Here is a 17034-nt window from a genome sequence, read left to right as displayed (position 1 = left end):
GGCTATTTGCTGTGAGCGTTGTTGCGAGAAGGCAGGCGGATGACGGGAGCCTGCGGTTCATGATGGTGGTGTTCGCCGTCGCAGTGGTGATGGTGGGTATAGACCGCCAGCACCTCCTGCTCCGGTCGCCCGAACAGACGGGCAAATTCGGGGTGGCGGGCCACGCTTTCCGGCTCGCCATGACAGCAGACGTGGCGATTGAGGCAGATCACCTCGTGGGTGCTGGCCATCACCAGATGCAGGTCGTGGGAGACCATCAGCACGGCGCAATTGAACTCGGCGGCGAGCTGGCCGATGAGGGCGTAGAGCTCGATCTGGCCGGTGATATCCACACCCTGCACCGGCTCATCCAGCACCAGCAGCTCGGGCTTGACCAGCAGGGCGCGAGCCAGCAGTACCCGCTGCATCTCGCCACCGGAGAGCTTCTGCATCCGGTTTTCCAGCAATCCCTCTGCGCCCACCCGGGCCAGTGCTTCCTCGATGGAGAGGCGGCTATTCTTGCCCAGTTGCAGGAAGCGACGCACCGTCAGCGGCAAGGTGGGATCCAGATAGAGGCGCTGGGGCACATAGCCGACTCTCAGGTCGCGGCTGCGGGTGATCTTGCCCGAATCCGGTGTGAGCAGACCCAGCACCAGCTTGCTCAGGGTGCTCTTGCCCGCCCCGTTGGGGCCGACTAGCGTGGTGATTTTGCCTTTATTGAGGGTAAAGGAGACCTTGTCGAGCACAGAGCGTCCATCAAACGAGAGAGAGACCTCTTTTAGCTCTACCAGTTGGCTCATGACAACTCCGGGGTTTACAGCCAGTGAGAGTTATAATATAACAAAAAGAGGCTGTTATATTATCACATACTCACCCCCTGACGAGATTCACCAATGAGAATTATTGCGCTTTTCACTGCCCTGCTGGCGGTGAGTTTGCCTGTTCGTGCCATTGAGGTACTGACCTCCATCAAGCCCCTTGGCTTCATCGCTGCGGCGATCACTGACGGCGTGAGTGAGCCCAAGGTATTGTTGCCGACCGGCGCCTCTCCCCACGATTTCTCCCTGCGCCCTTCCGATATTCGCAACATCAACAGTGCTGGGCTGGTGGTGTGGGTTGGCCCCGAGCTGGAAGGTTTTATGGCCAAGCCGCTGGCTAATCATCCCCATGCTCTGGCCCTGACTCAGGTTGAGGGGATGCCGCTGTTCAACTACGCGACTCTGGATAGTCACGACTCCCATGACCATGATGATCACGATCATGCCGCCCACGAGCACGGTGACCATGATGAAGGGCATGAGGGACATCATCACGAAGGGGTCGATCCCCATATCTGGCTTGGCCCGACGCAGGCCAAGGTGATTGCCAAGGCGATCGCAAGTGAATTGGGCAAGCTGGATCCGGCCAATCAGGCTCGCTATGAGGCCAACCTCGCAGTATTTGACGCCAAGGTGAATGCCAAGGACAAGGTGATTGCTGGGCAGATGAAGGCGGTGAACCAGAAGGGGTACTTTGTCTTCCACGAGGCGTATGGCTATTGGGAGCGCCATTACGGCATGAGTTCAAAAGGTCACTTTACCGTGAGTCCGGAGCGTCGCCCGGGCGCCAAGACCCTGGTGGATATCCGCAAGGCACTGGAAGAGAAGCAGGCGAGCTGCATTTATGCCGAGCCGCAATTCTCACCGGCTGTGATCGAATCGGTGGCGCGCAATACCGGCGCCAAGGTGCTGTTACTGGATGAGGTGGGTGAACAGGTGCCGCTCGGCCCGGATGGTTATCCCCAATTTATGCAGCAACTGGCAGACGCATTCACCCAGTGTCGCTGATCACCGGCTGAGCCTGTCATCCGGAGGGACTATACTGACCTCCAGCATCTGACATGGAGTGTCCGGTATGAAATGGTTGTTGATCCCGGCCTGCACTCTGGCGCTATGTTGCGCTAGCGTGCAGGCTTCGCGTCTTTCCGAATACATTGCCAGTCCGGATCTGCGGGCCAAACTGCAGGAAGTGTATGGTGGCCGCGCCATTCAGCGGGCCGAGGCATTCTCTCGCCTGCTCACCCCCAGAGCGGGTACAACCGACCAGCAAAAGGTCGAGCTGGTGAACAACTACTTCAACAATCTGACCTATAGCGAGGATCCCAAGCTGTGGGGGGATGAGGATTACTGGGCCAATCCGCTGGAGTTCATCGGCGCCCGGGGTGGGGATTGCGAGGATTACAGCATCTCCAAGTATTACACCCTGATGGAGCTGGGGGTGGATGAGAAGAAGCTGCGGCTGGCCTACGTCAAGGCTGTGCGTTACAACCAGTTCCACATGGTGACTCTCTATTTTCCGACGCCCAAGGCTGATCCACTGGTGCTAGATAACATCAACAGCCGGATCCTGCCTGGCAGCAAGCGTACCGATCTCATTCCCGTTTACAGCTTTGATGCCAAAAGCATCTGGATCATGAAGTCACGGCGGGAAGGGACGCTGGCGGGGAGTGCCGATCGGCTGGCGCAGTGGACATCGATGAAGACCCGTTTCTCCAGCGAGCAGTTGCGCTCTCCCCGCCGTCAGTTATAGCTTGCCCGCCGCCTTCAACTCATCGAAATATTTCGCCGCGCCCGGATGCTGTTCAATACTCAGCACCGGGCCGGTTTTATTGCGTGCCCGGTGAAACATATTGGCGTAGCCATAAGTCTGCTCATTGAACTTGGTCTGCTGGGTCAGCATGGCCTTGGTCAGATGATAGACAGACTCTTCCGGCATGCTGGCATTGGTAACCAGGGTGGCGGCAATGGCAAAGGTGGGAGTTGCCTTCAGATTGCCGGGGTAGATACGAGCGGGCACCTGACTACGTTGGTAATATTTGACCCCTCTGAGTAGCTGATCCCGGGTGGCCCCATCGACGGGGAGGAAACTGACCGCGCAGCGTTTGGCGGTGTCGAGCACAATCCGGTTAGGGTGTCCCATCACCAGTGCAAATGCGTCGATCTGCTTGCTGCAGAGCGCATCCGGCAGGTTGGCCATGCTTTTCAGATCGAGATCCTGCTCTTTCGCTCCCAAGATGTTGAACAGGGTCAGCGCTGTCTGGCGTGTTCCCGAGCTCTTCAACCCCATGTCGATGGGGGCGAGCTTGAGTTGTTCCAGTGACGTGATATCGCCATCGGCACGGATCACTATGGTGAAGGGCTCTGCATGGGTGGCAAACAGGGCGCGCAGCTCGGGTTGCGGCTGCGTGGCAAAAGGGCCCAAGCCCTGGCTTGCCTGATATAGCCAGTCTGACTGCACCATGGCATAGGAGGACTCGCCACTCTTTAGCCGCTGCAGGTTTTCTATTGAACCCGATGAGCTCTGCAGTGTGCACGCAAGTTGCTCGTCGATCTCATGAGCCAGACGGCAAAACTCTTTGGTTATCTGGTGATAAATCCCCTGCTCACCCCCGGTGGTGATAGTGATGGTTTCAGCCATCAGGCCGGGTTGCCACAGCAGGGGCAACAGCATGGCGAGCTTCTTCATGATTGCGCCTCCTTGGCATAACCATCGATACCCCAGGTCCGCAGTTTGTCGATGTCGTGACACTCTCCCGATTCTGCCAGTAGGGTATAGCCAGCAGCATGCATGGTTTGGGAGAGCAGATTCCAGTAGAGCGGCGCATCGGTCAGCTGACAGCTGATAAAAATGGGATTGAGCGGGTCAAGTTGATTGAAGGTATCCGCATTGAGGGGAATGGCGCTGAAGGCGAGCTCACACCCCTGTTCCTGCAACGCAGCCAATGTGGCTTGGCCGTGGGCGGGGAATGTGGCCACATCCCAGCGCCAATCCAGAGTTTTGCCTCGACCCTGGCTTAGCAGAGGGGCGATTTCTGACCATTGCGGATGATTGAGTAGGGAGAGGGGCAGCAAGATCCCTTCTATATGAGAGTGCCGCCACTGTTGCAGGGCGCTCTGGACGGTCGCGAGATCGCTGTCTGCACCGAGGGGCTGACTGGGCAAGAAACGCTGATAGAGTGTGATCTCCCCTTGTGTGGAGACAAATTTTTGCAGTTGCCCGCCTTCCGGTAACGGGCTTAGCCCTTGCAGCGGCTGTGGGGTCGTCAGTGGCAGCTGTTTTCCCAGTTGGGTGATTTTGAGTCGTTGTTGCAGCAGATCCCGTTTGCGTTCGGAAACCAATTGGTTGATGGAAAGTGCCACCTCTTTAAGGTCTTGCAACCAGGGGGTGGGCAGGGTGCTGTTGAACTGGTGTTTACGGATGCGGATCAGCTGCAGGTTGATCTGTTCCAGGGGCTGCAGCAGGCGTTTGCACACCAGGGAGATGATCAGGGTAAATACGATGAGGCCCGCCAGCAGCGCCAGACCGGTGCGGCTGATGGCATTCCACAGATGCTGATAGGCGTAGCCGCTATGCCCCTCAAGGGTCAGAGTGCCCAGCATGCGCCAGCCATCGGTCAACTCTTGCTCAATCTTGACGGGCGGCATGCCGATAACCGAGGGAAGCCAACCGGGGACATTTTGCTGGGTAGAGTGGAAGACCTTCTGAAACAGCAGCTGGCCATCGGGATCGATCAGGGTGACCGAGCTGACGAAGCCGCCATCGAACATGGCATTGACGATGGTCTCGGCCAGCACATTGTCGTCATTGAGCAGGGTTCCTTGCAGCACCAGCCCGAGAGCGGTGATGGCGGTTTCCAGGTTGGCTGACATCTGGTCGAGGATGGATTGGCGGACCGTCGTGACTTCCAGCGCAAACAGCAGCGCTGCACCGATCAGGAACAGGACGACAATTATTCTGATTAACAGTTTTGCTAACGACATGTCCACTCCATGGAAAAGTTATCGCAACATTTCGGGTTTCTATTCAGTATCGAATCCGACCCGGTTCTTAAAAATAGGAAAAAATGGTTAAAAAAGACGATCATTTCTGCCCATCAGGGCGGGTTATGCATAAAATGTGAGGTTCATGCAGATTGTGATGAACTATTTGTAACTATTTTTGTCTAACAAACAGTTTTATACGGTTTTGTCACAACTGACATCGCAACTCACACTCTTTAGATCTAAATACAGGATAGCGGATGAAACGTCTCCGTCCCTTGGTAGTACAGGCTGCCAATTGGGAACCACCGGTTCCCCGCAAACATTTTTACGCCATGCTGATGCTGACGGCCATGACCCTGTCAGCAGTGGCATTATTGCCAGCTCCGGGTGACATCCTCGAGCGGCCGCTGCGTCTTGAGTTGCCCATTGATACCGCCGGTACGGCAACCAACGAAAACAACACCGACTTTAACGAAATCCCCGATCACGAACTGGTTGATCAGAGTGCGCCGGATGACGACATCCCGGTTGACACCACCCCCCAGTGGCAGGATTACCGGGTCCGCAACGGAGAAAACCTGACCGCCATTTTTAACAATCTCGGTCTCTCCACCACCACCCTCTACAAGGTGCTGGACGCGGATAACAAGAATTATCTGGCGCGCCTCAAGCCGGGCCAGAATATCGAGCTGCTGATCGATCAGGACAACATCCTGCAGCAACTCAAAATCCGCCTGAACATCAAGCAGACGCTGGTGATGGCGCGCAGCGACGATGCCTATACCGCCTCCATGATCAATGAGAAGGTCGAGTGGCAACCGCAGCGTTACAACGGCGTGATCAACGGCAGCTTCTATGTCAGTGCCCGCAATGCGGGGATTCCGGCCAACCATATCCAGAAAATTGCCAACCTGTTCCAGTGGCGAATGAATTTCGCCAAGGATCTGCAGAAGGGCGACAAGTTCAAAGTGCTGGTACGCCAGGAGACGGTGGAAGGCAAGAGCACTGGCAACAGCCAGCTGCTGGGTGTGGAAGTGACCAGCCAGGGCAAGACGGTGTCGGCCTGGCTCTCCGATGACGGCAACTATTACGACGGTCAGGGCAACAGTCTGGAGCGCGGATTCCGCCGCTACCCGACCCATAGCCGCTATCGGATCAGCTCCAATTTCAACCCGGCGCGCAAACATCCGGTAACCGGTATGGTGCGTCCTCACGAGGGCACCGACTTCGCAGTGCCGGTGGGCACGCCAGTGCTGGCGACCGGTGATGGTATCGTCCAGAAGGCAACCAGCCACCCGCTGGCGGGTACCTATATCGTCATCAAGCATGGCCGTACTCTCTCTACCCGTTATCTGCACCTGAGCAAGCTGCTGGTCAAAACCGGTCAGCGAGTGAAGATGGGCGACAAGATCGGCCTCTCCGGCAACACAGGTCGCTCGACCGGTGCTCACCTGCACTACGAGCTGCGGATCAACAACCGCCCGGTCAATGCCATGACCGCCAAGCTGCCTATGGCTGAACCCCTGAGCGGCAAGGAGCGTCGTCTATTCCTTGCCAAGGTGAAGAGCTACCGCAAGGAGCTTGCCGCGGGTTGATACCTGTTGTCACCGCCTGAAATGAAAGGCCCCGCCAGATTGGCGGGGCCTTTTTACATGCGCAGTGAGGGTCAATAACCCTTGTCGAAGTCAATTTTGCCATCCAGTGGCTGGCCATCGATAAAGCGGATGTAGTTGCGCACAAAGATCTGTGCCACATCATCCGGGAAGCTGTAGGCGCTGTTGTGGGGGGTGACGATGAGGTTGGGTTGGCCCCACAGTGGACTGTCGGCAGGCAGCGGCTCCTGCTCGAACACATCCAGCACTGCCATCGCCAGCTTGCCGGTACGCAGTGCGGTGAGCAAATCGCCCGAGTGCACGGCGCTGCCGCGACCGACGTTGAACAGGATGGCGCCCGGTTTGCAGTGTTCGAAGCGGGCGGCGTTGAACAGATGACGGGTATCGCGGGTGGCTGGCAGCACGCTGACGATGACATCGGCCTGCGCTAGCATCTTGTTGAGCGCAGGTAGCTGATAAACCTGATCAAACCCGGCCCGCTCCCGACCGCTGCGGCTGATGCCCAGCACCTTCATGCCAAAATGTTTGCCGGTATGAGCGATATGCTGGCCAATGCTGCCGGTCCCCAGGATCAGCATGGTGCGCCCCTTGAGGCCCTGATAGGGGTGGCTTTGCCACAGCCGCTGTTTCTGCTGCTCCCGATAAAGGGGGATTTGGCGCATCAGGCTGAGCAGATGACCAAAGACATACTCGCTCATCAGTGGGCCGAAGATGCCGCGCACATTGGTGAGCTGATAATCACGGCGACTGTCAGGGTCGAGCAGCACATCGACTCCCGCATAGGTGGACTGGAACCAGCTCAGCTTGTTGGCTTTGGGCAGTAGCGGTTTGGCACGGGCCGGTTCGGCCATCAGAATATGGGCTTCGCCAATCAGTTTTTCGGCATCGCTCTGGTTATCGGCCCGCAGAATGCGCAGATGGGGGAGGTTGGCGGCCTTGAGCAGCCGTTCGTAGTGAGCATTATCCTGGCTGAGCAAAAGAAGGGTACGTTGGCTCATACTCTTGTTCCTTATCAGAATTTGCGGCGCAACAAGATGCCGCTCTCGACCCATCTTACCTGACTTCATATCGCAACATAGCCGACCAGGGCGCTTTTTCGTTTTCGCCGCGCCCCTCGTGGGCTACAATCTGCCCCACATTTTGCAAAGGATCCGACTCCAGTGTTTGGTGACAAGTTTTATAAGCGACTGGCCGAGCTACAGCCTTGGCAACAGACCGTCTACACCCTGGCGCTGGCAGAGCGCATGTACCCCAACTATGCCCTGTTCTGTCAGGCTTCCGGCTTTGGCAATGCAGGCGCTTTCCGGCATGCGCTGGATCAGATGTGGGTCTACCTCACCGTCAAGGGATCCCGTGTCAATCTGGGGGCCATTCTCGAAGAGTTCGAGTCTCACATTCCGGATCCCCGCAAGTTTGAATCCTACGGTGCCTATCCTGCGCTGGATGCCTGTGTTGCGCTGGGCTGCGCCTACAACTCAGTGATCTGCCGGGTCGGCGAAGAGGCCAACGATGCCAGCCACGCGTCAGTCGGTACCGTGGCCGGCTTTATCGAGCTGCTGGAAGAGCGGGATCTGACCGAAGAGGAGCTCTACGAGCACGAGTACATGGAAGCTGAGCTGGAGTTTCAGGTCGAACTGCTCAAGCGGGTTGCCCATGAACGCGATAGCGATCGTATCCTGGCCATCAGAGCATTCGCCTCTCAGGATGGCGTCTCCAATATTGGGATCAGCCTGGAAGAGTAATCCTCTGCGGCCCCTGATCGAAAAAAGCTCCCGTTCGGGAGCTTTTTTTATGCCTGAAATTGTTCAGCAGCTTATGCCTGCTCTTCGGTGAGGGGTCTGACGCTGAGCACCGGGGCGGCATCGATTTCGTCTGCATTCATCATGGAGGAGATGCGTTGCAGAGAGGAGAGCAGCAGGGTTTGCTCCCACGCCTCCAGCGCCTGAAAACGCTGGATGAAGCGCTCTTGCAGCGGGGTCGGGGCTTGAGCCAGCAGGGCGCGGCCTGCGTCAGTCAGTGTCGCGTGAACCTTGCGCTTGTCGGTATTGCTGCGAACGCGCTGCACCAGTTGACGGCTCTCCAATCGGTCCATGATGGTGGTGGCGGTGGCCTGGCTCATGTTGGTGTGATCGGCCAGCTGGCGCATGGAGATCTGTCCCAGCTCGTCGATCCCTTTGAGCAGCAAGAGTTGCGGGGAGGTGAGCCCGGCTTCTTTGATCAAGCGCCTGGAGTGCATGTCGATGGCACGAATAATCTGGCGCAGGGCGACCAGCACTTCATCATGTTTTTCCATGGGGTGTGCGTCATTGGAGGGCTATGGAGAGGCGCAAAATTTTCCGCCTAATTCGTCACAAGGTCAATATGGTTTTTGCTGTAATAATTTCTGCTCTAATTAATTTTGTGTTAGGTTGACGGGCATTTCACGGAATTCACCCTGACATTTGAGGAGCGAAATGATGAATGACGAGCTGGATATCAAGTCTCTGGTGGCCGAGTTACGTGTGGTCAGAGTGCGCTATGAACTGCCGGATACCTCGGCTTTTGTGCGCTATCAGCCTGCCTATGATGAAGACCCGAACAACCTCAAGGTGCACCACTATGATGGTGAGTTACCCCTCTCTTGTAGTGAGACAGGTACTTTTAACCTAAAGGAGTTGGTGAATGAATTGCGCTACGCCTATGTGCTGGTGCACCTCTTTCCTGACGAAAGTGCCATGAACTTCTATCTGACCGGCCTCGATACCGGCCTGGCCCAGCTGGAGTTCATCGGTGGCTCTTACGACTTCAACCGCCTCTGGATCACCAGCGGTGTCTCCAATCTGGGGGTTCCCATGGCCATCTTCCTTGGCAAGCGTCACGCCGTGAATGGCCAGCCCTCGGTTTCGCTGGTGGATCACCGCGAACAGGCGGCTGGCAAACTGGTCTATCGCGCCATCGGCGGCGCCGGTGATCATGTGGGCGAAGACTTTTTCAACAACGACTAAGGAGGCTGGATGCGAGCAAGCAAAGGGCTATTGAAAGGCCTCAACCCGACCATGGCCATGACGGCCCTCACCGTGATCACCCTGTTTTTGCTGTTTGGCGTATTTGTTCCCGATACCGCGGCCGCCTGGTTTGTCGGTGCCAAGGATCAGATTATTGCCGGGTTCAAGTGGTACTACATTCTGGTGGTCGCCCTGTTCCTGTTCTTCGCTGTCTACCTGATGTTCAGCCGTTTTGGCAGCATCCGGCTGGGTGACGACGACCAGGTACCGGAGTTCGGCTACTTCGCCTGGTTCTCCATGCTCTTTAGCGCGGGCATGGGGATCGGTCTGGTGTTCTGGAGCATCGCTGAGCCGATGAACCATCTGCAGGGCAATCCGTTCATTACCGAAGGGATGACCCCGGAAGCGGCCCAGATCGCCATGCGCCTCACCTTTTTCCATTGGGGTCTGCACCCCTGGGCCATCTATGTGATCGTCGGCCTGTCGCTGGCCTTCTTCAGTTATCGTCGCAAGTTGCCGCTGGCGATCCGCTCCGTGCTTTATCCCATCCTCGGCGAGCGGATTTACGGTTTCTGGGGCCATGCGGCCGATGTGCTGGCGGTGTTCGGTACCGTGTTCGGGGTGGCGACCTCCCTTGGTCTGGGGGTCTCCCAGATGAATACCGGCCTCAACCAGATGTTCGGTATGGCGGTGTCGCAGTCCAACCAGCTCTGGCTGATTGGCGGTATCAGCCTGATCGCCACTCTGTCGGCGGTTTCCGGGGTCGGGCGCGGAGTGAAGATCCTCTCCGAGCTCAATATCTGGCTGAGCGTCTTCGTGCTCGCACTCTTTCTGGTGCTGGGGCCGACCACTTATATCCTCAACGCCTATGTACAGAACATCGGTGATTACCTGCAGAACATCGTCAAACTGAGCTTCTGGACCAACACCGAGGCCAACGGCACCTCGGCCTGGCAGTCGAGCTGGACGGCGTTTTACTGGGGTTGGTGGATTGCCTGGGCGCCGTTTGTCGGCATGTTTATCGCCCGTATCTCCAAGGGGCGCACTATCCGCGAGTTTGTGCTCGGTGTGCTGCTGGTACCCTCGCTGCTCGGCATGTTCTGGCTCACCGTGTTTGGCGGTACGGCGATGAATCTGGAGCTATTCGGTGGTGGTGGCGTGGTCGCTGCGGTCAATCAGGATGTGACGCTGGCGCTCTACAAGACGGTCGAGCTGCTGCACTGGGATACCTTCGGCTGGATTGCCAAAGCTGTACTGACCCTGCTCATCTGCACCTACTTCATCACTTCCAGTGACTCGGGCACGCTGGTCATCACCACCCTGCTCTCCATCGGTGATCAGGAGCCGCCGGTACTGCACCGCGCCGTATGGGGTCTGGGGCAGGGGCTGGTTGCGGCCATCCTGCTGGTCTCCGGCGGCCTGGCAGCCTTGCAGGCGGCCAGCATCATAGCGGCGCTACCGTTCTCGGTGATCATGCTGGCGATGTGCTATTCGCTGATGCTGGGGCTCAAGCAAGAGAGCCAGCGCCAGTTTGAGTATCGTCAGAACCTCAAGCGCCACGATGGCTCATCCCATATGAGCCTGATGGAGCGAATTGGTCCGGCATAACGGCACCAGCAGGGGTTAGCACCCCCTCACATATCAATCTGGCTGCAAAACGGCCGCTCTGGCGATGCTCTCCTTGTGGAGCTCATCATCAGGGCGGCCGTCTGTTATGGGGCCGAGGTTACTCTTCGATAAAGGTCCACTCATCCTTGATGCGGCTGATGGCATCGGTGCGCTTTTTGGCGAGCTGCTCCTTGATCTCTTCCCCTTTGAAACCGGCAGCCACTATTTCTTGCACCGGCACCGCTTGGGCGGCAGCCAGCGCTTCGGCCACATAGTCCGGCTCGGCGTAGACCCGCTCCTCGAAACCGGTACGGCCATGGAAGTCGGCGCGGCAGGCGTCCAGCAACTGGGCAAAGCGCTCGGGACGACGCCAGGCATCTGCCTTGTCGAACACCTTGAGCAGGGTGGCGGGCTTGAGCTCAAAGGCGATATGGATGTGGGTGTGCAGATCGCTCACCAGCAGCGCCAGATCCCGGCACTCGTTGGGAACCCGGAACCGCTCGCACAGGGCGCGAATAAGCGGCAGCCCCTTCTGGCCATGACCGTGATGGCTTGGCCAGAACTCCTTGGGGGTCACTCCCTTGCCAAGGTCATGGCAGAGGGCAGCAAAGCGTACCGTCAGCTCGGGGGAGATCCGGCACGCCTGCTCCAGCACCATCAGGGTGTGGATGCCGGTGTCGATCTCAGGGTGCCACTTGGCCGGGGCGGGGACGCCAAACAGCGCATCAATCTCTGGGAACAGCGCCTTCAGGGCGCCGCACTGGCGCAGCACCTCGATAAAGATCTGCGGGGTCGGCCCCAGCAGCACCTTCTCCAGCTCCTTCCAAACCCGCTCCGGCGTGAGGTGGGCCAGCTCGCCAGCGGCCGTCATCTCGCTCATCAGGGCGAGGGTCTCCGGCGCTATGGTAAAGCCCTGAGCGTGGAAGCGGGCGGCGAAGCGGGCGACCCGCAAGATGCGCAGCGGATCTTCGGCAAAGGCAGGGGAAACGTGGCGCAGCAGCCGTTTCTCCAAATCCTTGATGCCGCCGTAGGGATCGTGGAGCTGGCCCTGATCATCTTCGGCGATGGCGTTGATGGTGAGATCTCGGCGCAGCAGATCCTGTTCCAGCGTCACATCGGGGGCGGCGTGGCAGACAAAACCGGTGTAGCCCTGACCCTGTTTGCGCTCGGTACGGGCGAGGGCATACTCCTGCTGGGTTTTGGGGTGAAGAAACACGGGAAAGTCGCGACCGACCTGGGTAAATCCCAGTGCCAGCATCTGCTCCACGGTGGCGCCGACCACCAGATGATCCCTGTCGCCCTGCGGCAATCCCAGCAGGCGATCCCGCACTGCGCCCCCAACCAGATAAGTCTGCAAACCGTCTCTCCCGTCATCAATCGTGGGGCCGAGTATATCGTCTTTGTTACCGCTTTGCTGCCTGACCACCACCTGCCTGCAGCGCCAGTCAGCGCGGCTTTGACTTGGGCGTGACGAGGCCTTACGCTGCCGCACCAGACAGTTGGCGCTGTGTTGCGGGATGACTTTATGCCCGCGCAGGCCAGATGAGCCGAAGGAACCGCAGAGTTCCCCTTATATCAACGACATGAGAACAACGTGAATCAATCAACCTTCGCAAGCCGGGTTCTGGAGTGGTACGAGCTTCATGGCCGCAAAACCCTGCCCTGGCAGCAGGAGAAGACCCCTTACCGGGTCTGGGTCTCGGAGATCATGCTGCAGCAGACTCAGGTCGCCACAGTCATCCCCTACTACCAGCGTTTTATGGCGCGCTTCCCCGATGTGGTGGCGCTGGCCGATGCCCCTGTCGACGAGGTGCTGCACCACTGGACCGGGCTTGGCTACTACGCCCGGGCCCGCAACCTGCACAAGGCTGCTCAGCAGATCCGCGATCATCACCACGGCCTCTTTCCCGAGCGCTTTGACGAGGTGATGGCGCTGCCGGGCATTGGTCGCTCAACCGCCGGGGCAGTGTTGTCGCTCTCTCTGGGTCAGCCCCACGCCATCCTTGATGGCAACGTGAAGCGGGTACTCACCCGCTGGCTGGCGCTGCCGGGCTGGCCCGGCCAGAAACAGGTGGAGAACGAACTGTGGGAGATCGCCATCCGGCTCACTCCCAAGCTGGGAGTGGCGCAATACAATCAGGCAATGATGGATATCGGGGCGACGATCTGCACCCGCAGCAAGCCTGCCTGTGATCGCTGTCCGGTGCGGGCCGATTGCCAGGGGCTGTCGCAAGGCAAGCCTACCGCTTATCCCAACAGCAAGCCCAAGAAGAGCATTCCGGCCCGCGATGGCATCATGCTGCTGATCCGTCACGGTGATGAGCTGCTGCTGGAGAAGCGGCCGCCACAGGGGATCTGGGGCGGGCTCTACTGCTTCCCGCAAGTGGCCTCGCTGGCGGAGGTGGATGGTCTGCTTGCGTCCCTTGGCCTGAGCCATCACGGTTATCGGGAACTGGCCGGTTTTCGCCATACCTTCAGCCACTTCCATCTCGATATTCAGCCGCTGCTGATTGACATTGATGAGGCGCAGCCGCTGCGGCTCATGGAAGCAGATAACCGACTCTGGTATAACTTACGCCATCCTGCCGAGGTGGGGCTGGCGGCCGCCACGGCCCGTCTGCTCGCCTATCCAGAGTTACAACCATAGAGGTCAACATGAGCCGTACTGTATTTTGCCAACGCCTGAAAAAAGAGGGCCCGGGTCTGGATTTCCAACTCTATCCCGGTGAGCTCGGCAAGCGGATTTTTGACAACATCAGCAAGGAAGCCTGGGCCGAGTGGCAGAAGAAGCAGGTGATGCTGATCAACGAGAAAAAGCTCAACATGATGAATCTTGAGCATCGCCAACTGCTGGAAAAAGAGATGGTCAGCTACCTGTTTGATGCAGGTGAAGTGCAGATCGAAGGTTACACCCCGCCTGCCCAGTAAGCTCTCCGGCTGTTGTACGTGTGAACAGGTGCGGTAATGGCGCCACACTGGCGTGACCGCTCCTGAAGTCGCAGCAAATGAATGATGGGCAGCTCTGCTGCCCGGTTTGAGGATCCTATGGGCCGAATTTTTTGGCTGCTGTGCACCCTGCTGTTTCTCTCTGCCTGCTCATCCTCCCCCAAGCCCAGCGGGAGTGAGGATGACGATCTGGTCAACGGCAAGGACATCCGCGGTTTTGAACACATGATCAGCGCGCTCTCCCATAACGTGAACGAGATATGGGGGCGGGAGGCGCTGTTTGCGGGCAAGTTTGACTACGTCAAATACACGGATCAGTACAAAAGCCGGGCCCACATCGACTTCTCCAGCGGCCACATCATGGTGGAGACGGTCTCGGGCATCGATCCCCGCGCTCACCTGCGTCGCGCCATCATCGAGACCCTGCTGACCCCGGACGATCCGGCCGAAGTGGATCTTTACTCCGACCGGGAAATTCTGACCGGCGGCGAGCCCTTCCTCTACGGTCAGGTGCTGGACAATCAGCGCCAGCCAATCCGCGCCTCCTGGCGCGCCGAGCGTTATGCCGATTACCTGCTCAACACTGCGATGAAGAAGCGCACTCTGGGTATTCGCACCATCTTCTTCGTCGATATACCCATGGTGGCCAACCATGAAGATCGACGGGGCTACAAGTATGCGGGGATCATCCGGGAAGCGTCGCGCAAATACGGCGTGCCGGAGAGCCTGATCTATGCGGTGATCAAGACCGAGAGCAGCTTCAACCCCTATGCGGTGAGTCATGCCAACGCTTATGGCCTGATGCAGGTGATCCCGGCTACCGCCGGTCGTGACGTCTATGTTCGGGTCAAGGGCAAGAACGGCCAGCCGACCCGGGAGGAGCTGTTCAACCCGGCCTACAACATCGATGTCGGTACCGCCTATCTGCACCTGTTGCAGACCGTCTATCTGGCGGATATTCAGGATCCGCGTTCCCGTCGTTATGCGGTGATCTCCGCCTATAACGGTGGTGCGGGCGGGGTACTCAATACCTTCTCCAGCGATCGCAAGGCGGCGCCGGGCCGGATCAACCGGCTCTCCCCCGAGGCGGTCTATCAGGTGTTGACCGAGCAACATCCCAAAGAGGAGGCGCGCCGTTACCTCTACAAGGTCAATCAGGCCGAGAAGGGGTTCAAGAGAGCCTTTGCCAGCCGGGCCGGTTAAGCGGTGACGCTGGGTTAACCATGCAAAAGGGCGCTTGATATCAAGCGCCCTTTTAACGTCTGGCCAGTTCGTCGTTGAAGTGGCCTTATTTGGCGATAAAGCCGCCCTTGGTCTGCGGGGCCGCGCCCACTTTCTCCAGGGTTTTCACTTCCACTTCGGTCTTGTTCCAGCTGTGGTCCACTTCACCACGGATGCGGATCTGATCATCCGGGCCCACTTCGGTGCCACGCCACACATCCTGATCCACTTCGACCTCCACCTCACCGCTGGCGTCGCGGAACAGATAGTTCTCGCCGCCCAGGTGCTTGACCAGTTTCCCTTCCAGGGTGGCCCAGCTGTCATCGGCCAGATCTTTCAGTTGAGCAACGGAAACCTTGTTCTGCTCCTGCGGGCCGGTATAGGCCGCCATGGCAAAAGAGGAGACAGACATCAGGGTCAACAGTCCGATTACGCTTGCGCTTGCCTTGTTCATTTCATACTCCTGTCGTTGGTATGGGGGCATTGTGCCGGGGGAGGCGTGAAACAAGCGTGAAAGAAATAGGCTGGTGTGATTGTCTGTTTTGTGAGCGCAAGCGATTTCATCGGTGGCGGAACATGTGTGATTTCATCTGGAACTGTAATCTGTCGCCTTCACCAGAAGTCAGTGGCAGCAGACTCTTCCCATGCCTGTCGCCACTCGAGGAGAAGTCCGCAGGTCTCACCTGCTTAATCGAAGAGCATAACAATATGAAAAAATGGCTTGTTTGTTTATTGGGGTTAATGGCATTGACCGCGCAAGCGGCAGAGGGACGCCAACCTTTTTCCCGGGTTGTGATGTTTGGTGACAGCCTCTCCGACACCGGCAAGATGTACAAAAAGATGCGGGGGTATCTCCCCTCCAGCCCACCCTACTTCAACGGGCGCTTCAGCAACGGCCCGGTGTGGCTGGAGCAGTTGGGTGACGAGCGTTTCCCCGGTCTGGTCGTGGCCAACGAGGCGGAAGGCGGTGCAACCGCGGTGGCCTATAACCATCTGGGTGCCTTGAACGGCTGGCTCGGTTTCTGGTCCTGGGATCCCAAATATCAGGTGATCAACAACCTCGATTACGAGATCGATCAGTTCCTGAAAAAGGACAAGTTCCGTCCCGATGATCTGGTGGTGATCTGGGTCGGTGCCAACGACTATCTGGCCTATGGCTGGAACACCGAGCGGGATGCGGATCGGGTGATCGATACCATCCGGCTGGCATCTAATCGGTTGGTGCTCAACGGCGCGCAGCAGATCCTGCTGTTCAACATTCCTGATCTGGGGCAGACCCCGTCAGCCCGCAGCATGAAGGTGGTGGAGAAGGTGCGCCATGTGGCCAGTTACCACAACCAGAAATTGCAGAACCTCACTCGAGAGCTGGCTCCCCTTGGCATTGTGAAGCTGTTCGAAGTGGACAAGCAGTTTGACGAGATGATGCGCGATCCTCAGCAGTTCGGGCTGAGTGACACAGAGCACGCCTGCTACGGTGGCGGCTATACGTGGAAGCCGTTCTCCGGCAGCGCCGCCGAGGTGGCTGCGACCCCGGATTTGAGTGTCTCCGAAAGAGTGGCTATTGCCGGTAACCCGATCCTGGCGCAGGCGGTGGTGAGCGGGCAGGCAAAAGGGCGAGCAGCGACTCTCAACTGCGATGAGCATATGTTCTGGGATCAGGTGCATCCGACCAGGACGGTGCACAAGGTACTGAGCCAGCGTGTTGCTGACTTTATCGATCAGCACTACGAGTTTGTTCGTTATTGATACTTTCCGAGGCCAGCGGAAGCTGGCCTTTTCTCATATCTAATCCGGGCTTAACGATTATTTTGCGACATACGTAGCTTAAATAACGGACGCTTGTTACTGTTTTTGTAACAAAATTGAGTTACAGTGTTTTTT

The 17034-nt window shown here is 58.0% G+C and carries 17 protein-coding genes; 10 read left to right on the top strand and 7 right to left on the bottom strand.

The window, feature by feature from the left end; translation table 11 throughout:
* Positions 1–2 precede the first annotated feature (2 nt).
* On the bottom strand, positions 3–779 hold the full coding sequence (gene znuC / locus ACTG1P_RS10480) for a zinc ABC transporter ATP-binding protein ZnuC (RefSeq protein ID WP_005354861.1): 777 nt from the start codon (positions 777–779) through the stop codon (positions 3–5).
* Positions 780–872: 93 nt separating this feature from the next.
* On the opposite strand from znuC, the gene znuA reads away from it, so the two are divergent.
* Positions 873–1805, top strand: a complete 933-nt coding sequence (znuA, locus tag ACTG1P_RS10475) for a zinc ABC transporter substrate-binding protein ZnuA (RefSeq protein WP_440001206.1) — start codon at positions 873–875, stop codon at positions 1803–1805.
* 67 nt (positions 1806–1872) lie between these two features.
* The gene (locus ACTG1P_RS10470; protein ID WP_101315761.1) at positions 1873–2547 is read left to right on the top strand and encodes a transglutaminase-like cysteine peptidase; all 675 of its coding nucleotides are present in this window, start codon (positions 1873–1875) and stop codon (positions 2545–2547) included.
* Here ACTG1P_RS10470 and ACTG1P_RS10465 read toward each other — a convergent pair.
* A complete protein-coding gene (locus ACTG1P_RS10465) occupies positions 2542–3483 on the bottom strand; it encodes a TAXI family TRAP transporter solute-binding subunit (protein ID WP_440001205.1) in 942 nt (313 codons plus the stop codon). The genes ACTG1P_RS10470 and ACTG1P_RS10465 overlap by 6 nt on opposite strands.
* Positions 3480–4778 (bottom strand): LapD/MoxY N-terminal periplasmic domain-containing protein, encoded by a 1299-nt coding sequence (locus ACTG1P_RS10460; protein ID WP_278171688.1) that lies wholly within the window; start codon positions 4776–4778, stop codon positions 3480–3482. Before ACTG1P_RS10460 ends, ACTG1P_RS10465 begins: the two co-directional genes overlap by 4 nt.
* 260 nt (positions 4779–5038) lie before the next feature.
* Here ACTG1P_RS10460 and mepM point away from each other — a divergent pair, with 260 nt between their 5' ends.
* Positions 5039–6376 carry a murein DD-endopeptidase MepM gene (gene mepM, locus ACTG1P_RS10455; protein ID WP_206901085.1) on the top strand — a complete coding sequence of 446 codons (1338 nt, stop codon included), beginning with the start codon at positions 5039–5041 and terminating at the stop codon, positions 6374–6376.
* A 71-nt stretch (positions 6377–6447) separates the two neighbouring features.
* On the opposite strand, the gene ACTG1P_RS10450 is transcribed toward mepM, so the two are convergent.
* Positions 6448–7392, bottom strand: a complete 945-nt coding sequence (locus tag ACTG1P_RS10450; RefSeq protein WP_005363043.1) for a D-2-hydroxyacid dehydrogenase — start codon at positions 7390–7392, stop codon at positions 6448–6450.
* Between the two features lie 162 nt (positions 7393–7554).
* On the opposite strand from ACTG1P_RS10450, the gene ACTG1P_RS10445 reads away from it, so the two are divergent.
* Positions 7555–8136 carry a YjaG family protein gene (locus ACTG1P_RS10445; RefSeq protein WP_021231718.1) on the top strand — a complete coding sequence of 194 codons (582 nt, stop codon included), beginning with the start codon at positions 7555–7557 and terminating at the stop codon, positions 8134–8136.
* A 71-nt stretch (positions 8137–8207) separates the two neighbouring features.
* Here ACTG1P_RS10445 and ACTG1P_RS10440 read toward each other — a convergent pair whose 3' ends face one another.
* A complete protein-coding gene (locus tag ACTG1P_RS10440; protein WP_013723454.1) occupies positions 8208–8687 on the bottom strand; it encodes a MarR family winged helix-turn-helix transcriptional regulator in 480 nt (159 codons plus the stop codon).
* A gap of 163 nt (positions 8688–8850) precedes the next feature.
* On the opposite strand from ACTG1P_RS10440, the gene ACTG1P_RS10435 reads away from it, so the two are divergent.
* Together ACTG1P_RS10435 and ACTG1P_RS10430 are read left to right on the top strand one after the other, a co-directional pair.
* Positions 8851–9378, top strand: a complete 528-nt coding sequence (locus tag ACTG1P_RS10435; protein WP_069526903.1) for a hypothetical protein — start codon at positions 8851–8853, stop codon at positions 9376–9378.
* 9 nt (positions 9379–9387) lie between these two features.
* A complete protein-coding gene (locus ACTG1P_RS10430; RefSeq protein ID WP_005335834.1) occupies positions 9388–10986 on the top strand; it encodes a BCCT family transporter in 1599 nt (532 codons plus the stop codon).
* A gap of 118 nt (positions 10987–11104) precedes the next feature.
* On the opposite strand, the gene ACTG1P_RS10425 is transcribed toward ACTG1P_RS10430, so the two are convergent.
* Complete coding sequence (locus tag ACTG1P_RS10425) at positions 11105–12343, bottom strand: multifunctional CCA addition/repair protein (protein ID WP_440001204.1); 1239 nt, start codon at positions 12341–12343, stop codon at positions 11105–11107.
* 237 nt (positions 12344–12580) lie between these two features.
* On the opposite strand from ACTG1P_RS10425, the gene mutY reads away from it, so the two are divergent.
* The 3 genes from mutY to mltC all read left to right on the top strand — a co-directional run bounded on the left by mutY (position 12581) and on the right by mltC (position 15135).
* Positions 12581–13633 (top strand): A/G-specific adenine glycosylase, encoded by a 1053-nt coding sequence (gene mutY, locus ACTG1P_RS10420; RefSeq protein WP_042052456.1) that lies wholly within the window; start codon positions 12581–12583, stop codon positions 13631–13633.
* Positions 13634–13641: 8 nt separating this feature from the next.
* Entirely contained in the window at positions 13642–13914 is a 273-nt protein-coding gene (locus ACTG1P_RS10415) for an oxidative damage protection protein (RefSeq protein WP_005335828.1), read from the top strand.
* Positions 13915–14031: 117 nt separating this feature from the next.
* Positions 14032–15135 (top strand): membrane-bound lytic murein transglycosylase MltC, encoded by a 1104-nt coding sequence (mltC, locus tag ACTG1P_RS10410; protein WP_005354839.1) that lies wholly within the window; start codon positions 14032–14034, stop codon positions 15133–15135.
* A gap of 85 nt (positions 15136–15220) precedes the next feature.
* Here the strand turns inward: mltC and ACTG1P_RS10405 are convergent, their stop codons facing one another.
* A complete protein-coding gene (locus tag ACTG1P_RS10405) occupies positions 15221–15607 on the bottom strand; it encodes a YgiW/YdeI family stress tolerance OB fold protein (protein WP_005335826.1) in 387 nt (128 codons plus the stop codon).
* 254 nt (positions 15608–15861) lie between these two features.
* On the opposite strand from ACTG1P_RS10405, the gene ACTG1P_RS10400 reads away from it, so the two are divergent.
* Positions 15862–16899: an SGNH/GDSL hydrolase family protein gene (locus tag ACTG1P_RS10400; RefSeq protein WP_440001203.1), complete on the top strand. Its 1038-nt coding sequence runs from the start codon at positions 15862–15864 to the stop codon at positions 16897–16899.
* Positions 16900–17034 lie beyond the last annotated feature (135 nt).

Source organism: Aeromonas sp. 11P (genome assembly GCF_051920165.1).
In the GTDB taxonomy this organism is placed as follows: Bacteria; Pseudomonadota; Gammaproteobacteria; order Enterobacterales; family Aeromonadaceae; genus Aeromonas; species Aeromonas veronii.
This window is presented reverse-complemented; position numbering and strand designations above follow the sequence as displayed.

Coding starts and splice junctions, on each gene's coding strand:
- ACTG1P_RS10440 (WP_013723454.1), bottom strand. CDS start 8,687: ATGGAAAAACATGATGAAGTGCTGGTCGCCCTGCGCCAGATTATTCGT.
- ACTG1P_RS10400 (WP_440001203.1), top strand. CDS start 15,862: ATGAAAAAATGGCTTGTTTGTTTATTGGGGTTAATGGCATTGACCGCG.
- ACTG1P_RS10450 (WP_005363043.1), bottom strand. CDS start 7,392: ATGAGCCAACGTACCCTTCTTTTGCTCAGCCAGGATAATGCTCACTAC.
- mltC (WP_005354839.1), top strand. CDS start 14,032: ATGGGCCGAATTTTTTGGCTGCTGTGCACCCTGCTGTTTCTCTCTGCC.
- znuA (WP_440001206.1), top strand. CDS start 873: ATGAGAATTATTGCGCTTTTCACTGCCCTGCTGGCGGTGAGTTTGCCT.
- znuC (WP_005354861.1), bottom strand. CDS start 779: ATGAGCCAACTGGTAGAGCTAAAAGAGGTCTCTCTCTCGTTTGATGGA.
- ACTG1P_RS10460 (WP_278171688.1), bottom strand. CDS start 4,778: ATGTCGTTAGCAAAACTGTTAATCAGAATAATTGTCGTCCTGTTCCTG.
- ACTG1P_RS10405 (WP_005335826.1), bottom strand. CDS start 15,607: ATGAACAAGGCAAGCGCAAGCGTAATCGGACTGTTGACCCTGATGTCT.
- ACTG1P_RS10415 (WP_005335828.1), top strand. CDS start 13,642: ATGAGCCGTACTGTATTTTGCCAACGCCTGAAAAAAGAGGGCCCGGGT.
- ACTG1P_RS10465 (WP_440001205.1), bottom strand. CDS start 3,483: ATGAAGAAGCTCGCCATGCTGTTGCCCCTGCTGTGGCAACCCGGCCTG.
- mepM (WP_206901085.1), top strand. CDS start 5,039: ATGAAACGTCTCCGTCCCTTGGTAGTACAGGCTGCCAATTGGGAACCA.
- ACTG1P_RS10470 (WP_101315761.1), top strand. CDS start 1,873: ATGAAATGGTTGTTGATCCCGGCCTGCACTCTGGCGCTATGTTGCGCT.
- ACTG1P_RS10435 (WP_069526903.1), top strand. CDS start 8,851: ATGAATGACGAGCTGGATATCAAGTCTCTGGTGGCCGAGTTACGTGTG.
- ACTG1P_RS10430 (WP_005335834.1), top strand. CDS start 9,388: ATGCGAGCAAGCAAAGGGCTATTGAAAGGCCTCAACCCGACCATGGCC.